Source organism: Actomonas spartinae (genome assembly GCF_051209155.1).
GTDB lineage: Bacteria > Verrucomicrobiota > Verrucomicrobiia > Opitutales > Opitutaceae > Actomonas.
On sequence record NZ_JBPJGB010000001.1, the window covers coordinates 87,192 to 104,526 of the forward strand.

General features: G+C 63.8%; 14 protein-coding genes. 8 read left to right on the forward strand and 6 right to left on the reverse strand.

Annotated elements, in window-relative coordinates; all coding sequences use genetic code 11:
* Positions 1-3,540 carry a pyruvate carboxylase gene (locus tag AC0MRV_RS00390; protein WP_472762426.1) on the forward strand — a complete coding sequence of 1,180 codons (3,540 nt, stop codon included), beginning with the start codon at positions 1-3 and terminating at the stop codon, positions 3,538-3,540.
* A gap of 161 nt (positions 3,541-3,701) precedes the next feature.
* On the opposite strand, the gene AC0MRV_RS00395 is transcribed toward AC0MRV_RS00390, so the two are convergent.
* Both AC0MRV_RS00395 and AC0MRV_RS00400 read right to left on the reverse strand, forming a co-directional pair.
* Positions 3,702-4,145 carry a TA system VapC family ribonuclease toxin gene (locus AC0MRV_RS00395; protein ID WP_472762427.1) on the reverse strand — a complete coding sequence of 148 codons (444 nt, stop codon included), beginning with the start codon at positions 4,143-4,145 and terminating at the stop codon, positions 3,702-3,704.
* The gene (locus AC0MRV_RS00400) at positions 4,132-4,389 is read right to left on the reverse strand and encodes a hypothetical protein (protein ID WP_472762428.1); all 258 of its coding nucleotides are present in this window, start codon (positions 4,387-4,389) and stop codon (positions 4,132-4,134) included. Before AC0MRV_RS00400 ends, AC0MRV_RS00395 begins: the two co-directional genes overlap by 14 nt.
* A 300-nt stretch (positions 4,390-4,689) precedes the next feature.
* Here AC0MRV_RS00400 and AC0MRV_RS00405 point away from each other — a divergent pair, with 300 nt between their 5' ends.
* From AC0MRV_RS00405 to AC0MRV_RS00415, 3 genes are all read left to right on the forward strand, one after another.
* Positions 4,690-5,514, forward strand: coding sequence for a mechanosensitive ion channel family protein (locus AC0MRV_RS00405; RefSeq protein WP_472762429.1), 825 nt, complete (start codon positions 4,690-4,692; stop codon positions 5,512-5,514).
* A gap of 114 nt (positions 5,515-5,628) precedes the next feature.
* On the forward strand, positions 5,629-6,390 hold the full coding sequence (locus AC0MRV_RS00410; RefSeq protein WP_472762430.1) for a hypothetical protein: 762 nt from the start codon (positions 5,629-5,631) through the stop codon (positions 6,388-6,390).
* Complete coding sequence (locus tag AC0MRV_RS00415) at positions 6,387-6,875, forward strand: DUF6265 family protein (RefSeq protein ID WP_472762431.1); 489 nt, start codon at positions 6,387-6,389, stop codon at positions 6,873-6,875. The genes AC0MRV_RS00410 and AC0MRV_RS00415 overlap by 4 nt, the downstream gene beginning before the upstream one ends.
* On the opposite strand, the gene AC0MRV_RS00420 is transcribed toward AC0MRV_RS00415, so the two are convergent.
* Positions 6,865-7,683 carry a GNAT family N-acetyltransferase gene (locus AC0MRV_RS00420; protein ID WP_472762432.1) on the reverse strand — a complete coding sequence of 273 codons (819 nt, stop codon included), beginning with the start codon at positions 7,681-7,683 and terminating at the stop codon, positions 6,865-6,867. The two genes, AC0MRV_RS00415 and AC0MRV_RS00420, sit on opposite strands and share 11 nt — an antisense overlap.
* 82 nt (positions 7,684-7,765) lie before the next feature.
* Positions 7,766-8,188: a hypothetical protein gene (locus AC0MRV_RS00425; protein ID WP_472762433.1), complete on the reverse strand. Its 423-nt coding sequence runs from the start codon at positions 8,186-8,188 to the stop codon at positions 7,766-7,768.
* A 214-nt stretch (positions 8,189-8,402) separates the two neighbouring features.
* On the opposite strand from AC0MRV_RS00425, the gene AC0MRV_RS00430 reads away from it, so the two are divergent.
* Both AC0MRV_RS00430 and AC0MRV_RS00435 read left to right on the forward strand, forming a co-directional pair.
* Entirely contained in the window at positions 8,403-9,284 is an 882-nt protein-coding gene (locus AC0MRV_RS00430; protein WP_472762434.1) for a DUF2911 domain-containing protein, read from the forward strand.
* A gap of 198 nt (positions 9,285-9,482) precedes the next feature.
* Entirely contained in the window at positions 9,483-11,948 is a 2,466-nt protein-coding gene (locus tag AC0MRV_RS00435) for a PIG-L family deacetylase (RefSeq protein WP_472762435.1), read from the forward strand.
* 166 nt (positions 11,949-12,114) lie between these two features.
* On the opposite strand, the gene AC0MRV_RS00440 is transcribed toward AC0MRV_RS00435, so the two are convergent.
* Both AC0MRV_RS00440 and AC0MRV_RS00445 read right to left on the reverse strand, forming a co-directional pair.
* Positions 12,115-12,981: a rhomboid family intramembrane serine protease gene (locus AC0MRV_RS00440; RefSeq protein WP_472762436.1), complete on the reverse strand. Its 867-nt coding sequence runs from the start codon at positions 12,979-12,981 to the stop codon at positions 12,115-12,117.
* 72 nt (positions 12,982-13,053) lie between these two features.
* Positions 13,054-13,584 (reverse strand): DUF1643 domain-containing protein, encoded by a 531-nt coding sequence (locus AC0MRV_RS00445; protein ID WP_472762437.1) that lies wholly within the window; start codon positions 13,582-13,584, stop codon positions 13,054-13,056.
* A 78-nt stretch (positions 13,585-13,662) separates the two neighbouring features.
* Between AC0MRV_RS00445 and AC0MRV_RS00450 the strand changes: the two genes are divergently transcribed.
* Both AC0MRV_RS00450 and AC0MRV_RS00455 read left to right on the forward strand, forming a co-directional pair.
* Complete coding sequence (locus AC0MRV_RS00450; protein WP_472762438.1) at positions 13,663-13,968, forward strand: hypothetical protein; 306 nt, start codon at positions 13,663-13,665, stop codon at positions 13,966-13,968.
* A 162-nt stretch (positions 13,969-14,130) separates the two neighbouring features.
* Positions 14,131-16,074, forward strand: coding sequence for an FG-GAP-like repeat-containing protein (locus tag AC0MRV_RS00455; RefSeq protein WP_472762439.1), 1,944 nt, complete (start codon positions 14,131-14,133; stop codon positions 16,072-16,074).
* Positions 16,075-17,335: the final 1,261 nt, after the last annotated feature.

Below are 17,335 nucleotides of genomic sequence, written 5' to 3' on the forward strand. Positions count from 1 at the left end.
ATGTCACGCTCCGCCTCCGCCGCTCCCGCCATCCGTCCCGTTGCCAAACTGATGGCAGCCAACCGTTCCGAAATCGCCGTGCGCATTTTCCGCGCCGGCACCGAACTCGACCTGCGCACCGTCGCCGTCTTCGCCGAGGAGGACCGCTTCTCCATCCATCGCTACAAGGCCGACGAGTCCTACCAGGTCGGCGCGGGCAAAGGTCCCGTCGCGGCCTACCTCGACATCGACAGCATCATCGGCATCGCGAAAGAGAAGGGTGTCGACGCCATCCACCCGGGCTATGGATTCCTTTCCGAGAACGCCGACTTCGCCCGCGCCTGTGAAAAGGCCGGCATCGTGTGGGTCGGACCCAAACCCGACCTGCTCGAAATGATGGGCGACAAGACCGCCGCGCGCGCCCTCGCCAAGCGCATTGACGTGCCGGTGCTCCCGGGCACGGAGGAACCGGTGACGAATCGCAAGGAGGCGATGAAAGTCGCCAAGTCGATCGGCTTCCCGCTCATCATCAAAGCCGCCTTCGGTGGTGGCGGGCGCGGCATGCGCATCGTGAAGAAGGCCGAGGATCTCGAGTCCTTGCTCGACGAGGCCCAGGGCGAGGCCGAGCGCGCCTTCGGCAACCCGGCCGTATTTCTCGAAAAATACATCGCCAACGCGAAGCACATTGAGGTGCAGATCCTCGGCGACAAACACGGCAACGTCATCCACCTGCACGAGCGCGACTGCTCGGTGCAGCGCCGTCACCAGAAGGTCATTGAGGTCGCCCCGTCCTACGGCCTGCCGGAGGCGGTGGTGGCCGAGCTCTGCGAGTCCGCCGCGCGCATGGCCCAGGCGATCGGCTACGACAACGCCGGCACGGTGGAGTTTCTCTACGACCTCGATCGCCACGACTGGTTCTTCATCGAGATGAACCCGCGTATCCAGGTTGAGCATACGGTGACAGAGATCATCACCGGCCTCGATCTCGTGCGGGCGCAGATCCTCATCGCCCAAGGACATGCGCTGCACTCGCCCGAGGTTGGCATGCCGGTGCAGGCCGACGTTCCGCGCAATGGTTACGCGCTGCAGTGCCGCATCACCACCGAGGATCCGGAGAACAAGTTTGTGCCCGACTACGGCCGCATCCAGGCCTACCGCTCGCCGGGCGGTCTCGGCGTGCGTCTCGACGGCGGCATGGGTTTCGCCGGCGCAGTCATCACGCCCTTCTACGACTCCATGCTGGTGAAGCTCATCGCCAGCGGTCGCAGCTACGAGCTGGCCATGCACCGCATGCACCGCTGCCTGAGCGAGTTTCGCATCCGCGGGGTGAAGACCAACATCCCCTTCCTGGAAAACGTCGTCGCTCACCCGACCTTCCGCACCGGCCAGGCGACCACGACGCTCATCGACACCACGCCGGAGCTCTTCCGTTTCAAGCCGCGCCGCGACCGCGCGACCAAGTTGCTCAACTTCATCGGCGACGTGGTCGTGAACGGCAACCCGCACGCCAAGGGTTACAAGCCGGCCACCCCGCTCGCCGCCGTCGAGCCTCCGGCCTACGACCACAGCGTCGAGCCGCCCGCCGGCACGCGGCAGAAGCTGCTCGAACTCGGCCCGGACAAATTCGCCGAATGGACCCGCAAGCAGAAACGTCTCCTGATCACGGATACAACCTTCCGCGATGCCCACCAGTCGCTCATGGCGACACGCGTGCGCAGCTTCGACATGTTGGCCTGTGCCAGCGCGCTGTCCCGCGAGGCGCCGCAGCTCTTCTCGCTTGAGATGTGGGGTGGGGCGACCTTCGACACCGCCATGCGCTTCCTCAACGAGGACCCGTGGGAGCGCCTCCGCCAGCTGCGCGCCAAGGTGCCCAACATCTGTTTCCAGATGCTTTTCCGCGGCGCCAATGCGGTGGGCTACACCAACTACCCGGACCATGTCGTCGCCGGCTTCGTGCGCCACGCCGCCGCGAGTGGCATGGACATCTTCCGCATCTTCGACTCGCTCAACTACCTGCCCAACCTGCGCGTCGCCATGGAGGCCGTGCAGGACACGCACGCCATCTGCGAAGGCACGCTTTGCTACACCGGCGACATCCTCGACCCCAAGCGCGACAAGTTTGACCTCAAATACTACGTGCGCCTCGCCAAGGAACTGGAGCGCATGGGCGCGCACATGATCGCGATCAAGGACATGGCCGGACTCTGCCGTCCCTACGCGGCGCAAAAGCTCGTCAAAGTCCTGCGCGGCGAGGTCGGCGTGCCGATCCACTTCCACACCCACGACACCAGCGGCATCAACGCCAGCTCGGTGATGCGTGCCGCCGATGCGGGCGTCGATGTGGTCGATCTCGCGCTCTCCTCGATGAGTGGCAGCACCTCGCAGCCGAACCTCAACTCGGTCGTCGCTGCCCTCGAGGGCACGTCGCGCGACACCCAGCTCGACCGCGCGACGCTGGATCGCTTCTCCGACTACTGGGAAAACGTGCGGCCGTATTACGCGCCCTTCGACACCGCGCCGAAGAGCGGCTCGGCCGAGGTTTACCTGCACGAAATGCCGGGTGGCCAATACACCAACCTCAAGGCGCAGGCCGAATCGATGGGCGTGTCGCATCGCTGGCCGGAAATCGCCCGCACTTATGCCGAAGTGAACCAACTCTTCGGCGACATCGTGAAGGTCACGCCGTCCTCGAAGGTCGTCGGCGACATGGCGCTCTTCCTTTTCTCGCGTGGCATCAAACCAGCCGATGTGATCAACCTCGAGCCCGGCGCCACGCCCTTCCCGGAGAGTGTGATCGACATGCTCAGCGGCGGCCTCGGCTGGCCCGACGGCGGTTTCCCGGCCGATGTGTCCAAGGCCGTGCTCGGCCCGCAGAAGCACAAGGCCGCCCAGGCCCGCTACCGGGCCGCGGCCAAGCAGGGCCTGAAGGCGCCCAAACTCTCCAAGAAGGCCCGCGAAAAGAAGCTGGCGGACGGCCTCGCCGAAACCCGCGCCGGCGTGGCCACGCACCTTAAGCACGAGCCGAGCGACGACGAGTTGTTCTCCTACCTCATGTATCCGCAGGTTCACGACACCTTCGTGAAGCACCGCAAGCAATACGGTGACGTGAGTGTGCTGCCGACCCCGGCCTTCTTCTACGGCCTGCAGGTGGGCGAGGAAATCTCGGTCGAGATCGAGGAAGGCAAGGTTCTCATCATTCGCCTCGTGAGCATCGGCGAACCCGACGCCGACGGCCGCCGCATCGTGAACTACGAACTCAACGGCATGGCCCGCGACGCGGTCATCGTGGACAAGAGCATTGCTCCGAAAACGCAGGCGAAACCCAAGGCTGATCTCAGCGACCCCAACCAGGTCGCCGCGCCGATTCCGGGCCTCGTGGCCGCGCTCTCGGCCTCGGTCGGCGCCAAGGTCAAGAAGGGCGAGAAACTTCTCCTGATGGAAGCGATGAAGATGCAGACCACGGTTTACGCCCCCTGCGACGGCACCATCGCCGAGGTCAACGTGAAGGTCGGCGAAACCGTCGAAGCCAAGGACCTGTTGGTCCGCGTGAAGCCGGCGTGAACGAAGTAGGTTTGTGGGCCCACGAAAGATACGAAAGGACACGAAACTTGCCAAACTGTAGCCGGGGTCGGTGACCCCGCGTGCCGAAGGGCGGTGGGGCGAGGCAGCGATCCGGGGTCACCCTCCTGCGCGAAGGCTTCGGCGGGCAGGGACGACCCCGGCTACAGCGCGTCGGATTGAAGATGGAGAAATTCGAGCCCCGCGAAGCCTGCAAAGTCCGCATCAAAGGAAACGACGCGTGCCTTGGCAGACTGAGCGACGGCGGCGATCCAGGCGTCCGTCCAGCCGTGGGCCGGGAACTCCGGTCGGCGACTCCAATGCTCGAATTGCTGTTCGGCCGCGACGGAGTCTTCGATGAAACAAACCTCCGGCAGGGCGGCAAAGGTGTGATAGGCGCTCCACGCTTCGCGAGGCGTAAAGGGCGCGCCATGCATGACATTCGCATTCGTCAGCAGGCGCAGCAGGCCGAGCATGGTCACACGACAGAACGCGATGTCATCGCGCGCCTCCTGTTCCCAGTAGCGGCGGGCCCGGGAGTGGTGGACGTGATCGGGATCGATCAGGGCCAACCACAGGTTGAGGTCGGGCAGGTCAATCGCGGGCATGGGCATCCTCGGCCGCAAACTCCGCTTCGATTTCGCGGTTGGAATACGCCCGATGGACGCGACCGGTTGCCGGCCGGATCACCGGCAAGGGGCTGCGCTGCCGCGCGTCTCGTCGCGGCACGTGTTGCGACAGCCCCGCTTGGAGCAGTTCGGCGACAAAGTCTTTGAGTTTCACTCCGCGCAGGGCCGATTGCGCCTTGAGCTCGCGAAAAAGCGGATCGGGTAGGTCGAGCGTCGTGCGCATAAAAGCATATTTATGATCTGAGCCCTGTGGTCAAGGGGCCAGAGCGTCGGAGTGGCGTCGTCACCAACCTTCGGATCCGGGCTTCCTCGCGGTCAAAAGACGCTGGCGCTGAACGGCTTGAGGATTTCGACTGGGTCACAGGTTCCACCCCGACACCTCGGGAACGATCCGTGGCGCGGATCCGTGGAATTGCTGATAAATATAGGGTTTTCACCCTATAATTAATTCCTCAAACTCTTTGCATTCTCGGTGGGCCGGTGGCTTCGCCGGTTCCTGTTATCCCCTCCAACCTTCCATCCCATGAACATTAATATCGATGAGATCGTCACGCGTGTGACGGAACTGGTCAGCGTTTACGGACTCAAGGTGCTCGCGGCCTTGGTCATCTTTTTGATCGGTCGCCTGGTGGCCCGTTTGATTTCCAACGGTCTGCGTCGGGCCATGGAGCGCAGCAAGGTCGAGCAGTCGCTGGTCGGCTTCACGGCCAACCTCGCCTACACGCTGCTGCTCACCTTCGTGATCATCGCCGCGCTCGGTCAGCTCGGTGTGCAGACGACCTCGTTTGTCGCCGTGGTCGGTGCCGCCGGTTTGGCCATCGGCTTGGCCCTGCAGGGCTCGTTGTCCAACTTCGCGGCGGGCGTGCTCATCCTCATCTTCAAACCCTACAAGATCGGCGACTACGTGAAGGCGGGCGGTGGCGAGGGCGTGGTAAAGGACATCGGAATCTTCACCACCACGGTGCTCACGCTCGACAACCGCACTCAGATTATCCCGAACTCGGCGGCCACCGGCGGCATGATTGAAAACTTCTCCAAAGAGGGCACGCGGCGTCTCGATCTGGTCGCGGGCGTGAGCTACGGCGACGATATCGTGAAGGTGAAGCAGATCCTGCACGACATCCTGGCCAACGAGCCGCGCATTCTCGCCGAACCGAAACCCACCATCGGTCTGATGGAAATGGCCGACAGCAGCCTCAACTTCGCCTTCCGGCCGTGGGTCAAGGTCGAGGACTATTGGGACCTGTTCTTCGAGCTGCAGGAGCGCATCAAAACCCGCTTCGACGAGGAGGGCGTCACGATTCCGTTCCCGCAGCGCGACGTGCACCTCTTCCAAGCGAAGAGCTGAGCTTTGTGACCAGTCGGCGGCGGCGAGGGGCTCGATTATTTGGAGCGCCTTGAATGAAAGAACCTGAAGGTTCTTTGTTTCCACCGCCCCCGTCGGCCGTGTTCAATCCTCCCCGTGGATCGCTTCGCCAGCATATGTTTCGCAGCTGTTTCACTCGGGTTGTGCGAGGTCACTGCGTTGGATCTGTTCGAGGCACCGACCGTCAGGTTTGGCACCACGTTGGAAAAATTTCCGAGTGATGCGGAACGGCCGACGCTCGAACCGGACCGTGTTATTTCAAACGGGGCTCTGACCGTCTGCCTGCGGCAGGAAACTGAGGCGGTGCAGGCAAGTTTTATATTCGCTCCCGATCGGCTGGTGGCCGTTGCCCGTATCAAGGATGGCCGGGGCAGCGATTGGCTCCGCGAGGGGCTGAAACGGTTTGGATCTCCACGATTTGTGGGTATGGGCATGAGCCCAACCAACGGAGTGTTGGGGTGGGAATTGCCGGACCGTTGGGTCGTGCTGCAGATTTCTTTTCTGGAGACCGCCGAAGAGGGACGGGGGGTGGTCGTGATTCATGCCGACCCGGCGCGGGAGGATTGGAGGGATTTCGCTGTTGGAAATCTGGATTGGGCGGAAAACCCGAATCTGGAGGTGTTACGGCAATGGATTGAGGCTGTCGAGTTGGGCGAGGCCGGGGATCTGGCGGGGCCTGTTTACAATCCACCACCGCCTCCGCTCCCGCTTGATCAACGTCCGTCAAACGACTACGAACGTCAGTTTTGGGAAAGAACTGAACGGATCAGGAATTTTGCGATCTTCGCGGCATCGACGACTGCCGGCCTTGCGGTATTGCTCTTTGTGGCGCTCCGGGCGAGGAGTTCTCGAAAATGAACTCCAACCTATCTCGCGTGATCGTGTGGTTTGTGCTGGTGGCTGGAGTGGTGCGGCTCGCGGGCGCCGAACCTGAATCGCCTTCGCACACCGTGGCCGACCTCGCGTTCCTCGCTGGCACGTGGCGCGGGGAGGCGTCGACCGGGCTCGAAGCGGAGGAACTGATCTCCGAGCCGCGCGGCGGGGTGCTGCTGGCGACGGCGCGGGAGTTTGCGGAGGGACGCTGTGTGTTCTTCGACTTGGTGGTCTTTGTCGATCGGGACCAGGGGGTGGTGCTCCTGCCACACCCCAACGGCCAGCGCAGCCCGCATGCTTTTCCGCTGGTTGCCTTCGATGCCGCGGCGCGGCGGGTGGAGTTTCACAACGCGGACAACGATTTCCCCCAGACCTTCGTGTATCAGGTTCATGGAGACGACGGGCTCGCCATCACGCTGAGCGGCGGCGGGCATGAGGAGACTTACACACTGCGGCGGGTCAAGCCGTGACCGGCGCGTTGAGTCGCGTGACCGCGTAGCTGGTGTCGGCGGGGCGGAAGCCGCAGCGCTGGTAGACGGTCATGGCAGGGTTGGTTTCGATCCCTTCGGTGCAGATCACCAAGCGCTTCGCGCCGACGGTGTCGAAGGCATGGCGAATAGCATGGTCGAGCAGGGTGCTGCAGGCCTTGCGGCGACGGTGCGCCGGATCGGTGGTCACGTATTGAAAGCGGCCGAGTTCGCCCGTCTCATCGAAGAACAGGCCGAGGCTGCCGAGCAGGGTGTCGCCGTCGTAGGCGCCCCACCATTGGCCGCGCCCGGCCTCGGCGAAGCGTCGCGCGGCCAACGCCTGAGCGGTGCGGAAGACACCCCCGTCCGGAGTGAAATGCGGATCCTCGTCGTCGCAGCGAGTCTGCACCCGCACGACCTCGCGCCAGCCGTGATCGTCGACCACCGGGCGCACGATGAGGGCCGGATTGGTGGGCGGGGGCGTGTCGTAGCGCTCCAGGCTCAGGGCGGCGCCGGAATCCAGCCGGAAACCGCGGTCGAGAAAGCCCCGGTGGTCGCCAGGCGAAGGTTCATCCCACGCGATCGTGGTATGGTTCAGCGTATCGCCAAACTCCGCGGCATGGCGTGCGAGCCAACGTTCCTCATCGCCGGCGCGGGGCGCGTCGCGAAAGATCAGCAGGTTGCCGAACCAGTAGGTCGGATTGGAGGGAGTCCGGATCACCCAGTAGTCTTCCCGTGTTTCCACGAAACCATCCTGGCGATGAAAGATGCAGTCGGTGCGGTAGCTGAGGTTGGTTGGCGAAGGGTCCATGGGTGATGGGAGCAAGAGGTTGCCCGCATCAACAACGGTCGCTCCGCGGACGGGGTCCAGCCCCGATCCCGGCGTGGGCACGTCACCACTTGATGCGGAGGATGCTCCAGCGCGGCACGGGGTTGGCGGAGCCGATGTCGGTCTTGATGAGATCCTGGTGCGGCTTGGCCTCGATGGTCATGCGGCCAAACGCGTCTTTGATGAGTTCACCGCCATCCTTGAGGCTGAACTGGGGCGTGAGCTTGAGGCGCTCCTCGGCTACGCCCGCTGCCAATCCACTCGGCAGGGCATCTTCCTGGACGAGCACCGGCGCCATGAGCACGACACCATCCTCGTCCAACACCTCACCTCGGGGCGCTTCGGGATCGAACTGAAAGTCCTCGGCCAAGGCTCCGCTGATTTTCTCCTTCATGTTTTCCGCAACCACCCGTTCGGTCAGGCCCAGGCTCAGCAGGACCGCCGCGGCGACAGCCGGGCACGGGGTGGGGGTGGGGAACAATCGCATGAGGCCGGTCGGTTCGCGGCGTTGGACCCACGAAGGCCCGTCATGTTCAAATCGCGGGCGAGAGTGGCCTTGAGAAACGCGACGGCGCTTACTCCGTGAGTGTAAACTGGGGGGAATATTTGGCAGGCTTAACGCCTATCATGGTTTTGACGCCTTTCATCGCGGGCGATTTGTGTCCGCGCGGAAACTACGCGAAAGATCACCCCCTCCACTCATGAAACCCACTGCCCTGCTCCGTTCCCTTACCCTCGCATCCGTCGGCCTGTCGCTCTGGGCGACCATGGCCGTTGCCCAGGCTCCGCTCAACTTCCCGGCGCCCAGCCCGACGGCGAAGGTCTCGCAGACCGTCGGCCTCACCGACATCGACATCGTTTACTCCCGGCCCGCCCTGCGCGGCCGGCAGGCCTTTGGCAATCTGGCGCCCTGGGGCGAGGTCTGGCGCACCGGCGCCAACTCCTCGACCAAGATCACCTTTGGCGGTCCGGTCGTGTTTGGCGGCACCGAGGTTCCCGCCGGCACTTACGCGCTCTACTCGGTGCCGGGCCAGGAGCAGTGGGAGGTCATCCTCTCGCGCAACACCGAACTCTGGGGGTCCTACGGGTATGTGGCCGATCAGGAAGCCGCCCGCGTGACCGCGAAGCCGGTTAAACTCAACACCCCCGTCGAGTCCTTCACCCTTTCGATTGACGATGTCGTCGACGACGCCGCCACGCTCAACCTCGCCTGGGAAAACGTCCGCGTGCCGGTGTCCATCGTTGCCGATACCCAAGCCGTGCTCATTCCGCAGATCGAAGCCGCGATGGCCAGCGACGCCGAGCAAAAGCCCTACTTCCAAGCCGCGATGTATCTCTACTCCAAGGGCGTGAAACTCCAGCAGGCGGCCGAGTGGATCACCAAAGCGGCCGAGGCTCAGCCCAACGCGTTTTGGCTGTCCTACCGTCAGGGTCTCGTGCTGGAGGCGGCGGGCGACAAAGCCGGTGCCCTCGCCGCCGCCGAGAAGTCTCTCGCCGTCGCCCAGACCCAGCAGGGCGAAATCAAAGAGGAATACACCCGTCTCAACGAAGCCCTCATCGCCCGCCTGAAGGCTGCGATGTAAGCAACGGTTCCGTCCGACGTGTTTGTTTTTACAGAAGGCAACGAAGGAAAAGAAGGCCTTCAGCAGTTGTCCTTGCCGGCGGAAACGGAGGTCAACGGAGCTCCGTCACTGCATTGATCCCTCTGTTACCTTCGTTTCTTCCCTTCGTTGCCTCTGTGTAGAACCACCCTGCCTCTCCGCCCCCTTGATTGCCCGCCTGTGAAACGTCTTCCTATCGCCGCCGCCGTGTTCGGCCTCGCCTCCTCCTTGTTCCTTCACGCCGAGTTGGCGCCGCCGAGTGCCGGGTCGATTCTGCGGGAGCTGCAGCGGCTGCGCGAGACCGGCCGCGTGCTCTACGTCGCGGCCCATCCCGATGACGAGAACACACGGCTCATCGCCTACCTCGCCAATGAGCGCCACGTCGCCACCGCCTACCTGTCGCTTACGCGCGGCGATGGCGGTCAGAACCTCATCGGTCCCGAGTTGCGTGATGCGTTGGGCGTCATCCGCACCCAGGAACTGCTCGCCGCGCGCCGGGTGGATGGCGGGCGGCAGTTCTTTTCGCGCGCCAACGACTTTGGCTATTCCAAGAGCGCCGACGAGGCGCTGACCGTCTGGGACCGCGACGAGGTGCTCGCCGACACCGTGCGGGTGATTCGGCAATTCCGACCCGATGTGATCGTGACGCGCTTCTCCCCCGACATGGGCGGCACCCACGGCCACCACACCGCCTCGGCCGTGATGGCCCGGGAGGCCTTCGCTCTGGCGGCAGACCCCGAGGCCTTCGCCGAAGAGCTGGGCCACCTGCCGCCATGGCAGCCGAAGCGCGTCGTCTGGAACGCGTGGAGCTGGGGCGGCCGGCAGTGGGAAGGCGCGCTCAAACTCGACGTGGGCGGTTATGATCCCATCCGCGGCGAATCCTACGGCGAGATCGCCGCCCGGTCCCGCTCCCAGCATAAGAGTCAGGGTTTCGGCGCGGTGGGTTCGCGCGGTGAGGCCGAGGAGCAGTTTGTCCTGCTTGTGGGTGAGCCGATGACCACCGACCTGCTGGATGGTGTATCCGACAAGTGGGCACAGGTTGACGGCGGCGCGGCCATCGCGGCGCAACTCGATGTGATCCTGCAGGATTTTGATCCGCGGGCGCCGGGCGCGATCGTGCCCGAGCTGCTCGCGGTGAAGCGTGCGCTGGCGGGCCTGCCTGACAGCGATGCGATCGTGCGCGAAAAGCGCGCGCAGCTCGATGGCATCCTCGCCGCCGCGCTGGGGCTTTACGCCGAGGCGACCGTGGCCAGCGCGCGGGTGGTGCCGGGGGAGGAACTGGCGCTCAAGCAAACCGTGGTCCGCCGCAGCGACGCACCGGTGTCCGTGACCTGGAAGCGCATTCACTACACCGCCGATGGCGAAACCGTCGCGATCGATCGGGTGCTCAGTCCCAACCGCAACGAAACCGTCGAGACGACGCGCACGCTGCCGGCCGACACCGCGCTGACGCACCCGTATTGGCTGGAGTTGCCCAGCACGGCCGGCATGGCGCAGGTGGCGGATCATGATCTCATCGGCCTGCCCGAGAATGCGCCGGCCTATGAGCTCGTTTTTGAGTTTTCCGTTGATGGCGAGACGCTGCTCGTGCCCGTCGCGCCGGAACAGGTGACGCAGGACCGCGTGCGCGGTGAACTGCGCGACCACCTGCAGGTGATCGCGCCGGTCTCGGTGCAGTTTGCCACGGCCCTCGAACACTTTGCGCCGGGTGAGACGCGCGACGTCGTGGTCGAGGTCACGGCCGCGCGCGGGAACCTCGCGGGTTCGCTGGCCGTGACGGTGCCGGCGGGATGGAGCGTTACGCCGGCCGCGCGGGCATTTACCTTGGCGGAGAGTGGCGACAGCGCCGCGGCCACCTTTCGTGTCACCGCCCCGCCACGGACCGAAGCGGTGAAACTGCAGATCGCGGCGACGGTGGAAGACCGCTCCTTCAATCGCACGCCGCAGGTTGTGGCCTACGATCACATCCCGGTGCAGGTGCTGCAGCCCCCGGCCACGCTGACGGCGATGAGCTTCGACCTGCAAACCCGCGGCGAGCGGGTGGGTTACCTGCCGGGTGCCGGCGACTCCACGGCCGAAGCACTGACCCTCATGGGCTACGACGTGCGCACGCTTACGCCGGCGGATCTGACGCCGGCCGGCCTGAGCGGCCTCGACGCGGTGGTGGTGGGTATCCGCGCTTTTAATACGATGCCGGAGTTGAAGGACCGCTCCGGCGCGTTGTGGGACTTCGTCGCCGCGGGCGGCAACGTCATCGTGCAATACAACACCAACGGCGGCCTCGATGGGGCGGCGGTGGGACCGTATCCGCTCTCGCTGAGCCGTGACCGCGTGACCGATGAAAACGCCGTGGTGACGCTGCTCGCCCCGGAGCATCCGGCTCTGGTCGGAACCAACCAGATTACCGCCGCCGACTTTGAGGGCTGGGTGCAGGAGCGCGGATTGTATTTTCCGAACCAATGGGACGCCGCCTACACGCCGCTGCTGAGCATGGGCGATCCGGGTGAGGAGCCCACGCAAGGCAGCCTCCTGGTGGCGCCGCACGGCGAAGGTTGGTTCGTCTACACCGGCCTGTCCTTCTTCCGCGAACTGCCCGCCGGCGTGCCCGGTGCTTATCGGCTGCTGGCGAATCTCGTATCGCTGTAGGTGATGCGGGCGATCGGTGCCGTGAGGCAGGGCGGTTTTACACGAAGAGAACGAAGGAAATAACCGAGAGAACAGAGCCATCAGGACGTTGATCGTTCATATCACAGGTCTTCACCGACCCTCAGCCTCTGTTTCCCTCCGTTCCCTTCTGTAAGACCGGGACCAGTTACGCTCGTTTGGATTGAAAAGGTATTGGTGAACACACGGCGGTTGCCACGCCGCAGAGGAAGCCTGCCACATGGGCCAGCACGTCGGTGTTGGCGTCGCCGGCGCCGTAGAGGCCGAGCACGGCAAAACCGGCGGCGGCGGGGATGAGCAGGGGCCGCCAGCGTCCGGGTTGGCCGCGGCGACGCAGCGCCCGGCCGGTGAGCAGACCGATGCCGGCAAACACCAGGGTCGAGGCCCCGAGCGAGCGATGACCCCCGGCCTGCGCCGCGATGGCGAGCAAGAGGTTGGCGAGGGTGGCGGCGCCGAGCAGTTGCGCCCAGCCGCGGCCGAGCGGCACGAGACAGAACCAGGTGCGCAGCACGAACCAGCCGGAGACGAGGTTGGACAGCAGATGGCCGACATCGGCGTGCAGCCACAGCGCGGTGAAGGCCCGCCAGATCTCGCCGCCGCTCACGATCGCGCGCGCGTCGAGCAAGCCGCCTTCGGTGAGCGCGGGCGACACCTGCTGGCCGCGAAACACGGCCACGAGCAAGAGCGCCCACAGCAGCGGCGGAAACAGCCCTCGATGTGGATCGCTCGGGGCCGGTTCGATCGGCGCCCGCGGCGGCCAATAGGTCGACTCCCGTTCGAAGCGCGCGAGTTGTTCGCGCACGGCCGGCGCGGTCGCGGGTTCGACCAGCAGCACCTCACTGCCGGGGCGGGCGTCCTCGGCCGGATCCGGCTCCAGCCAACAGGTGACGCCCATGGCCAGCGGCACCAGACTTCGTTCGCGGGCCGCCTGGTGATGGGCATAACGCCCGACAACGACGCGCGGATCCGGAGCCTCTGCGCTGGGCAGGTCGGAGCTGGGTTCATCAACGGACATCAACGACCGGGAGTTTGAAGGAAAGGTGCTGCGAGGCGAGCGTCGCGACCCCTTGTCTTTTCCAGACACACCCTAGCCGACGTTCGGCGTCCACCGCACGAGCGGGGCATCGGCCTTCACGTAGAGCGGGTGGCGCGGGTGGCCGTCCTTGGTGGTGCCAACGCACCACAGATCGTATCCGGAAAGCAACTTCACCACCGTGGCGGCGCGGTCTTGAAAGGCGCCGATCGTGCCCCAGGCGGCGACGACCTTTTCACATTTGGCGGCGGCGGCGAGCAGAGCGGCGTCGTTGCCCGGGCCGACCGGATCGGGCGCAGCCATCATCTCCTTGGGGTAGGGCGTGCGCAGGCCGAAGAGGTTGCCCATGTGAAATCCGTCCATGCCCTCGCGTCGACAAAAGCCGGCGATGCGGGTGAGGGTGGGGTCGAGTTGGCGTTCGTCGGCCGTGCTGGGATTGAGTCCGATCCACAGCAGGAAACGTTCGCCGCCGAAGAGCGGATCGAAGCGGTGGATGAGCGAATAGCGGTGAACGCGATCGGGGGAAAAGAGGCAGGCGTTGTCCAATGGGGTGCGTTCTAGCCAAGAATAGGTGCCAGTAAACACACATGATCTTCGTCAGGCGAAACCAGTGCGGGCAAATTAGGGATTGGACCGCGTGGCAAAACCGCGTTGGAAACAGGTGTGTCCACCGCCCTCAAACGAACTCTCTTTGTGTTGCTGCTCGGTCTGACCGCGGGCTTGGCGCGAGCTGAACTCTACCAGCTGATCCGGGTGGATGTGCTGACGTTTGATCGGGTGCGCGTGGAGCGCGTCGAGGTCCCGATGGAAAAGCTTACCGAAACCATCAAGGAACGAGTGAAGGGCCCGGATCGCATTCGCATCCGCATGTATCTGCCAATCGGCACCAGCAAGAAAGTGAAGAAGGACGTGATGGACCGTTGCCGGGCGGCGGGTGCCACCTCCTTTTCGTTGGTTTACAAATCCTGACGCGCTGAGCGATGGGAAGGCGGCCCCTCGCAATAAGGTTCCAGTCAACGGCAACGTGAGAGTGCGCCTCCGTGCGGTGGAGGGCCGGTTGACCGCGCGGGCGTCGCGCGCTAGCAGGGGAGCTGTTTGTTTTCTCCCAGCCTTTCGCTCCCTCCCTGCGTCATGAAGTCCTTTGTTTCCGCTTTCCTGTTTTCGGCCGGCACCTTGTTGAGTTCACCCTCGTCGCTGGCGCAGTCCGCGACGCCATGGTCTGATTTCGGTCTCACCTTCCAGCCCGACACCACGCTGGAGGCCACGAGCCTCGACGGCTGGCACGCGCTCGGCGAAGCCACCTGGCAGGCGTCCGACGGTGCGCTCATGGCGCGGGTCGATTCCGGCGAGGAGGGCTGTCTCATCTGGCACGAGAGTCTGCAGGACATCGGCCTGCGGGCGGAGTTCAAGGTGCTGGGTCAGGCGCAGGCCGGGTTGGTGTTGCGGATGGAGGCGCAGCCGGACGGTGGTTTTCGGGGCGTGCTGCTGATGCTGGGCGATGGCGCCAACGGCGCCCAGGCCTACGAGGCGACCTTCGATGCCGATGGCCGCGTCACCCAACGCGCGGAGCTGCGGCCTGCCGGCGGCATCATGTATCGCATGGCGCCGCCGCCCGATACCCAGCAGCGCCGCTTTAACTTCAAACGCCCGGAGCCGCCCGCCGACCTGCCCGTGGTCGCGCCCGACACGAGTTTTCGCCCTGGCGCCTGGAACCAGATTGAAACCTTTCTCGAGACCAACGTCATCCGCAGTTTTCTCAACAATGGCCGTGAGATCGGCGGCGCCATCGACGGCGACCATGCGCTCACCGGCTACGGTCCGATCGCGCTCTACGTGAGCGGGCCCGGCGAGGTGCGTTATCGGGATCTCGCGCTCAAGGACGTCGGTATCCGTCACACCCCTACAGAGCAGACGTCGGCGCGTTTTGAGGTGCAACGCGTGAGTGAGTTCTACTACTCGTGGGGCGCGGCCGCGGATGATTTCAACCGCGACGGTCACGTCGATCTCGTGGCGGGGCCCTACATTTACTACGGCCCCGATTTCACTCACTTTCGTGAGATCACCGTCGCGGTGGCGAAGGGGCCATCGCAGGAGTTCACCGCCTTCAATCATCAGTTTACCCACGACGTGAACGGCGACGGTTGGCCGGATGTCATCAGCGGTTGGACCAACCCGGCGGTCTTCCTCAACCCCCAGGGTCAGTCGCGCCGCTGGGAGACCTACCACCCGATCCCGCGCACGCAGAGCGAGACCACGCTTTTCGAAGACCTCGACGGTGACGGCGAACCCGAGCTCATCTATGCGTCCGGCGGTCAGTTCCGCTACGCCAAACCCGATGCCTCGGAGGCCTGGACAGAGGTCAATATCTCCGAAGTCGGCTACGCCATGTCGCACGGCATCGGTCTCGGTGACCTCAACGGCGACGGTCGCCTCGACGTGGTGGGCGCGACCGGTTGGTGGGAGCAGCCGGCGACCCTCGATCCGGCGCGGACGTGGCCCTATCACCCGGTCGCCTTCGGCCGTTACGGTCAGCGTGCCCCGGCGATCGGCGGCGCCAACATGGGCGTGTTCGACGCCAACGGCGATGGCCTCGCCGACGTCGTCACCAGCCTCAATGCGCACGGCTTCGGCTTCGCCTGGTATGAACAAAAACGTGACGCCGACGGCGCGATCAGCTTCGTGCGCCACATGATCAACGACGACTATTCCCGTCCGTCCGCCGATGGCGTGACCTTCTCCCAGGCGCACGCCGCGACCTTTGCGGACATTGATGGCGATGGCGTGACTGACACCATCATCGGCAAGCGCGCCTTCACCCACCTCGACAACCTCTACGATCCCGACGCCTACGGTCCGCCGGTCTTGTATTGGTATCGCACCGTGCGCGACCCGGATGCCCCCGGCGGCGCGCGCCTCGTGCCGGAGTTGATCCACAACCGTTCGGGCGTCGGCTCGCAGATCGAAGCCCGCGACCTCAACGGCGACGGCCGCATCGACCTCTTCACCTCCAACAACCGCGGCACCTTCATCTTCTGGAACCGCGGCACCTTCATCTTCTGGAACCGCGGCGAGTAAGCGCCGGAGGTGGAGGCTGCTGGCGCGCCCCGAGTGGGTGGCGCATTTCAAGCTAAACCCGACCGAGGGGCTGTTGCTGTCGTCCGGTCTTCGGGGAGACCTTAAACTTGTATTGAGTGGATATCGTCCGGTTCTTGTATACATAGAAACTACCTTAAAATAGGTAAGATATAATACCTTATATTTATTTTACCATGGGGGCATCACCTCATTTAATTTTGTTTTAAGAAAAATCTATTGACCCGTAATCCGTTGCGGCGGCACGATGGATATGCACAATAAATATTGCGGCAGCCCCACCCGCCCCGTGCTGATCTGGCCTTCAGCGCATAACACCTGAGCATCTGCTCGTTGCTATGACTGTAGTTCCACCTTTACAACCATTCTCACTGTCGGCCGGAATCGTGGCTGGCTCTTCCTACGAGACAAATAGGATTGATAATAAAGCTAGGTTTGAGGGGCCGGTGCGGTGGGACGGGTTTAGATTGATCGGATTCGTGTTTTGTATTTTCCTGGCAGTAGTCAGTCGTGTCTCCGCCAATCTTGACGTGACGGGGCCGTATTTGGTGTTGGGCCAAAACGGGGGATTCGCTGAAATTGAATGGGAATTTGAGGTTGCAAATCGCACCAACGTCGCAGCGCGCCTCCTCTCTCTGGAACCGTCATGCCACTGTGTGGGCAGCACGTTCGAGCCAGTGACGATTGAGCCCGGTCAGTCTCTTCGACTTCGACTATACCCCAAGTTTGCCGATCGACCAATTCCACCGACTCTATCCTCCACGCTGACTTGGCATTCAGCAGAAAATGAACTGAGCGCCGTGCTACGCGACGAGGCGCATGTCCAGCTGCGAGCGGAAACTCTGGTGTGGTCGGCCGAGGCCTATCATGATCGCGAGGCGAGGACCGCATTTATTGCCCGATGCAATAAAGCGGAGCATATAAGGGCCTCCTCGGCAGCTGATGCGATCTTTGACGTGGTCCTACTTGTCGGAGAAACGGGGCAGGGGGAACGCGTGGAGGTCCGGCCGACGGGAACTGCGGAAGCTGGCCTAACGGAGGTTATTCGCATCCACGGTGCCGACGGGCATAGCCACTATTTTATAATGAAAGTTTTCTGATATGAAGATGACAAAAATACCCCTGATCATTTCTGTGTTGTTGGTTTGCCCGTGTGTAGCAGACACTCATTTGGAATATAGTATTGGTGACAGTCGGATCGTAAAGAACGGCAACAGTGCCCTGCAGTTGTTTGACTTGCGCA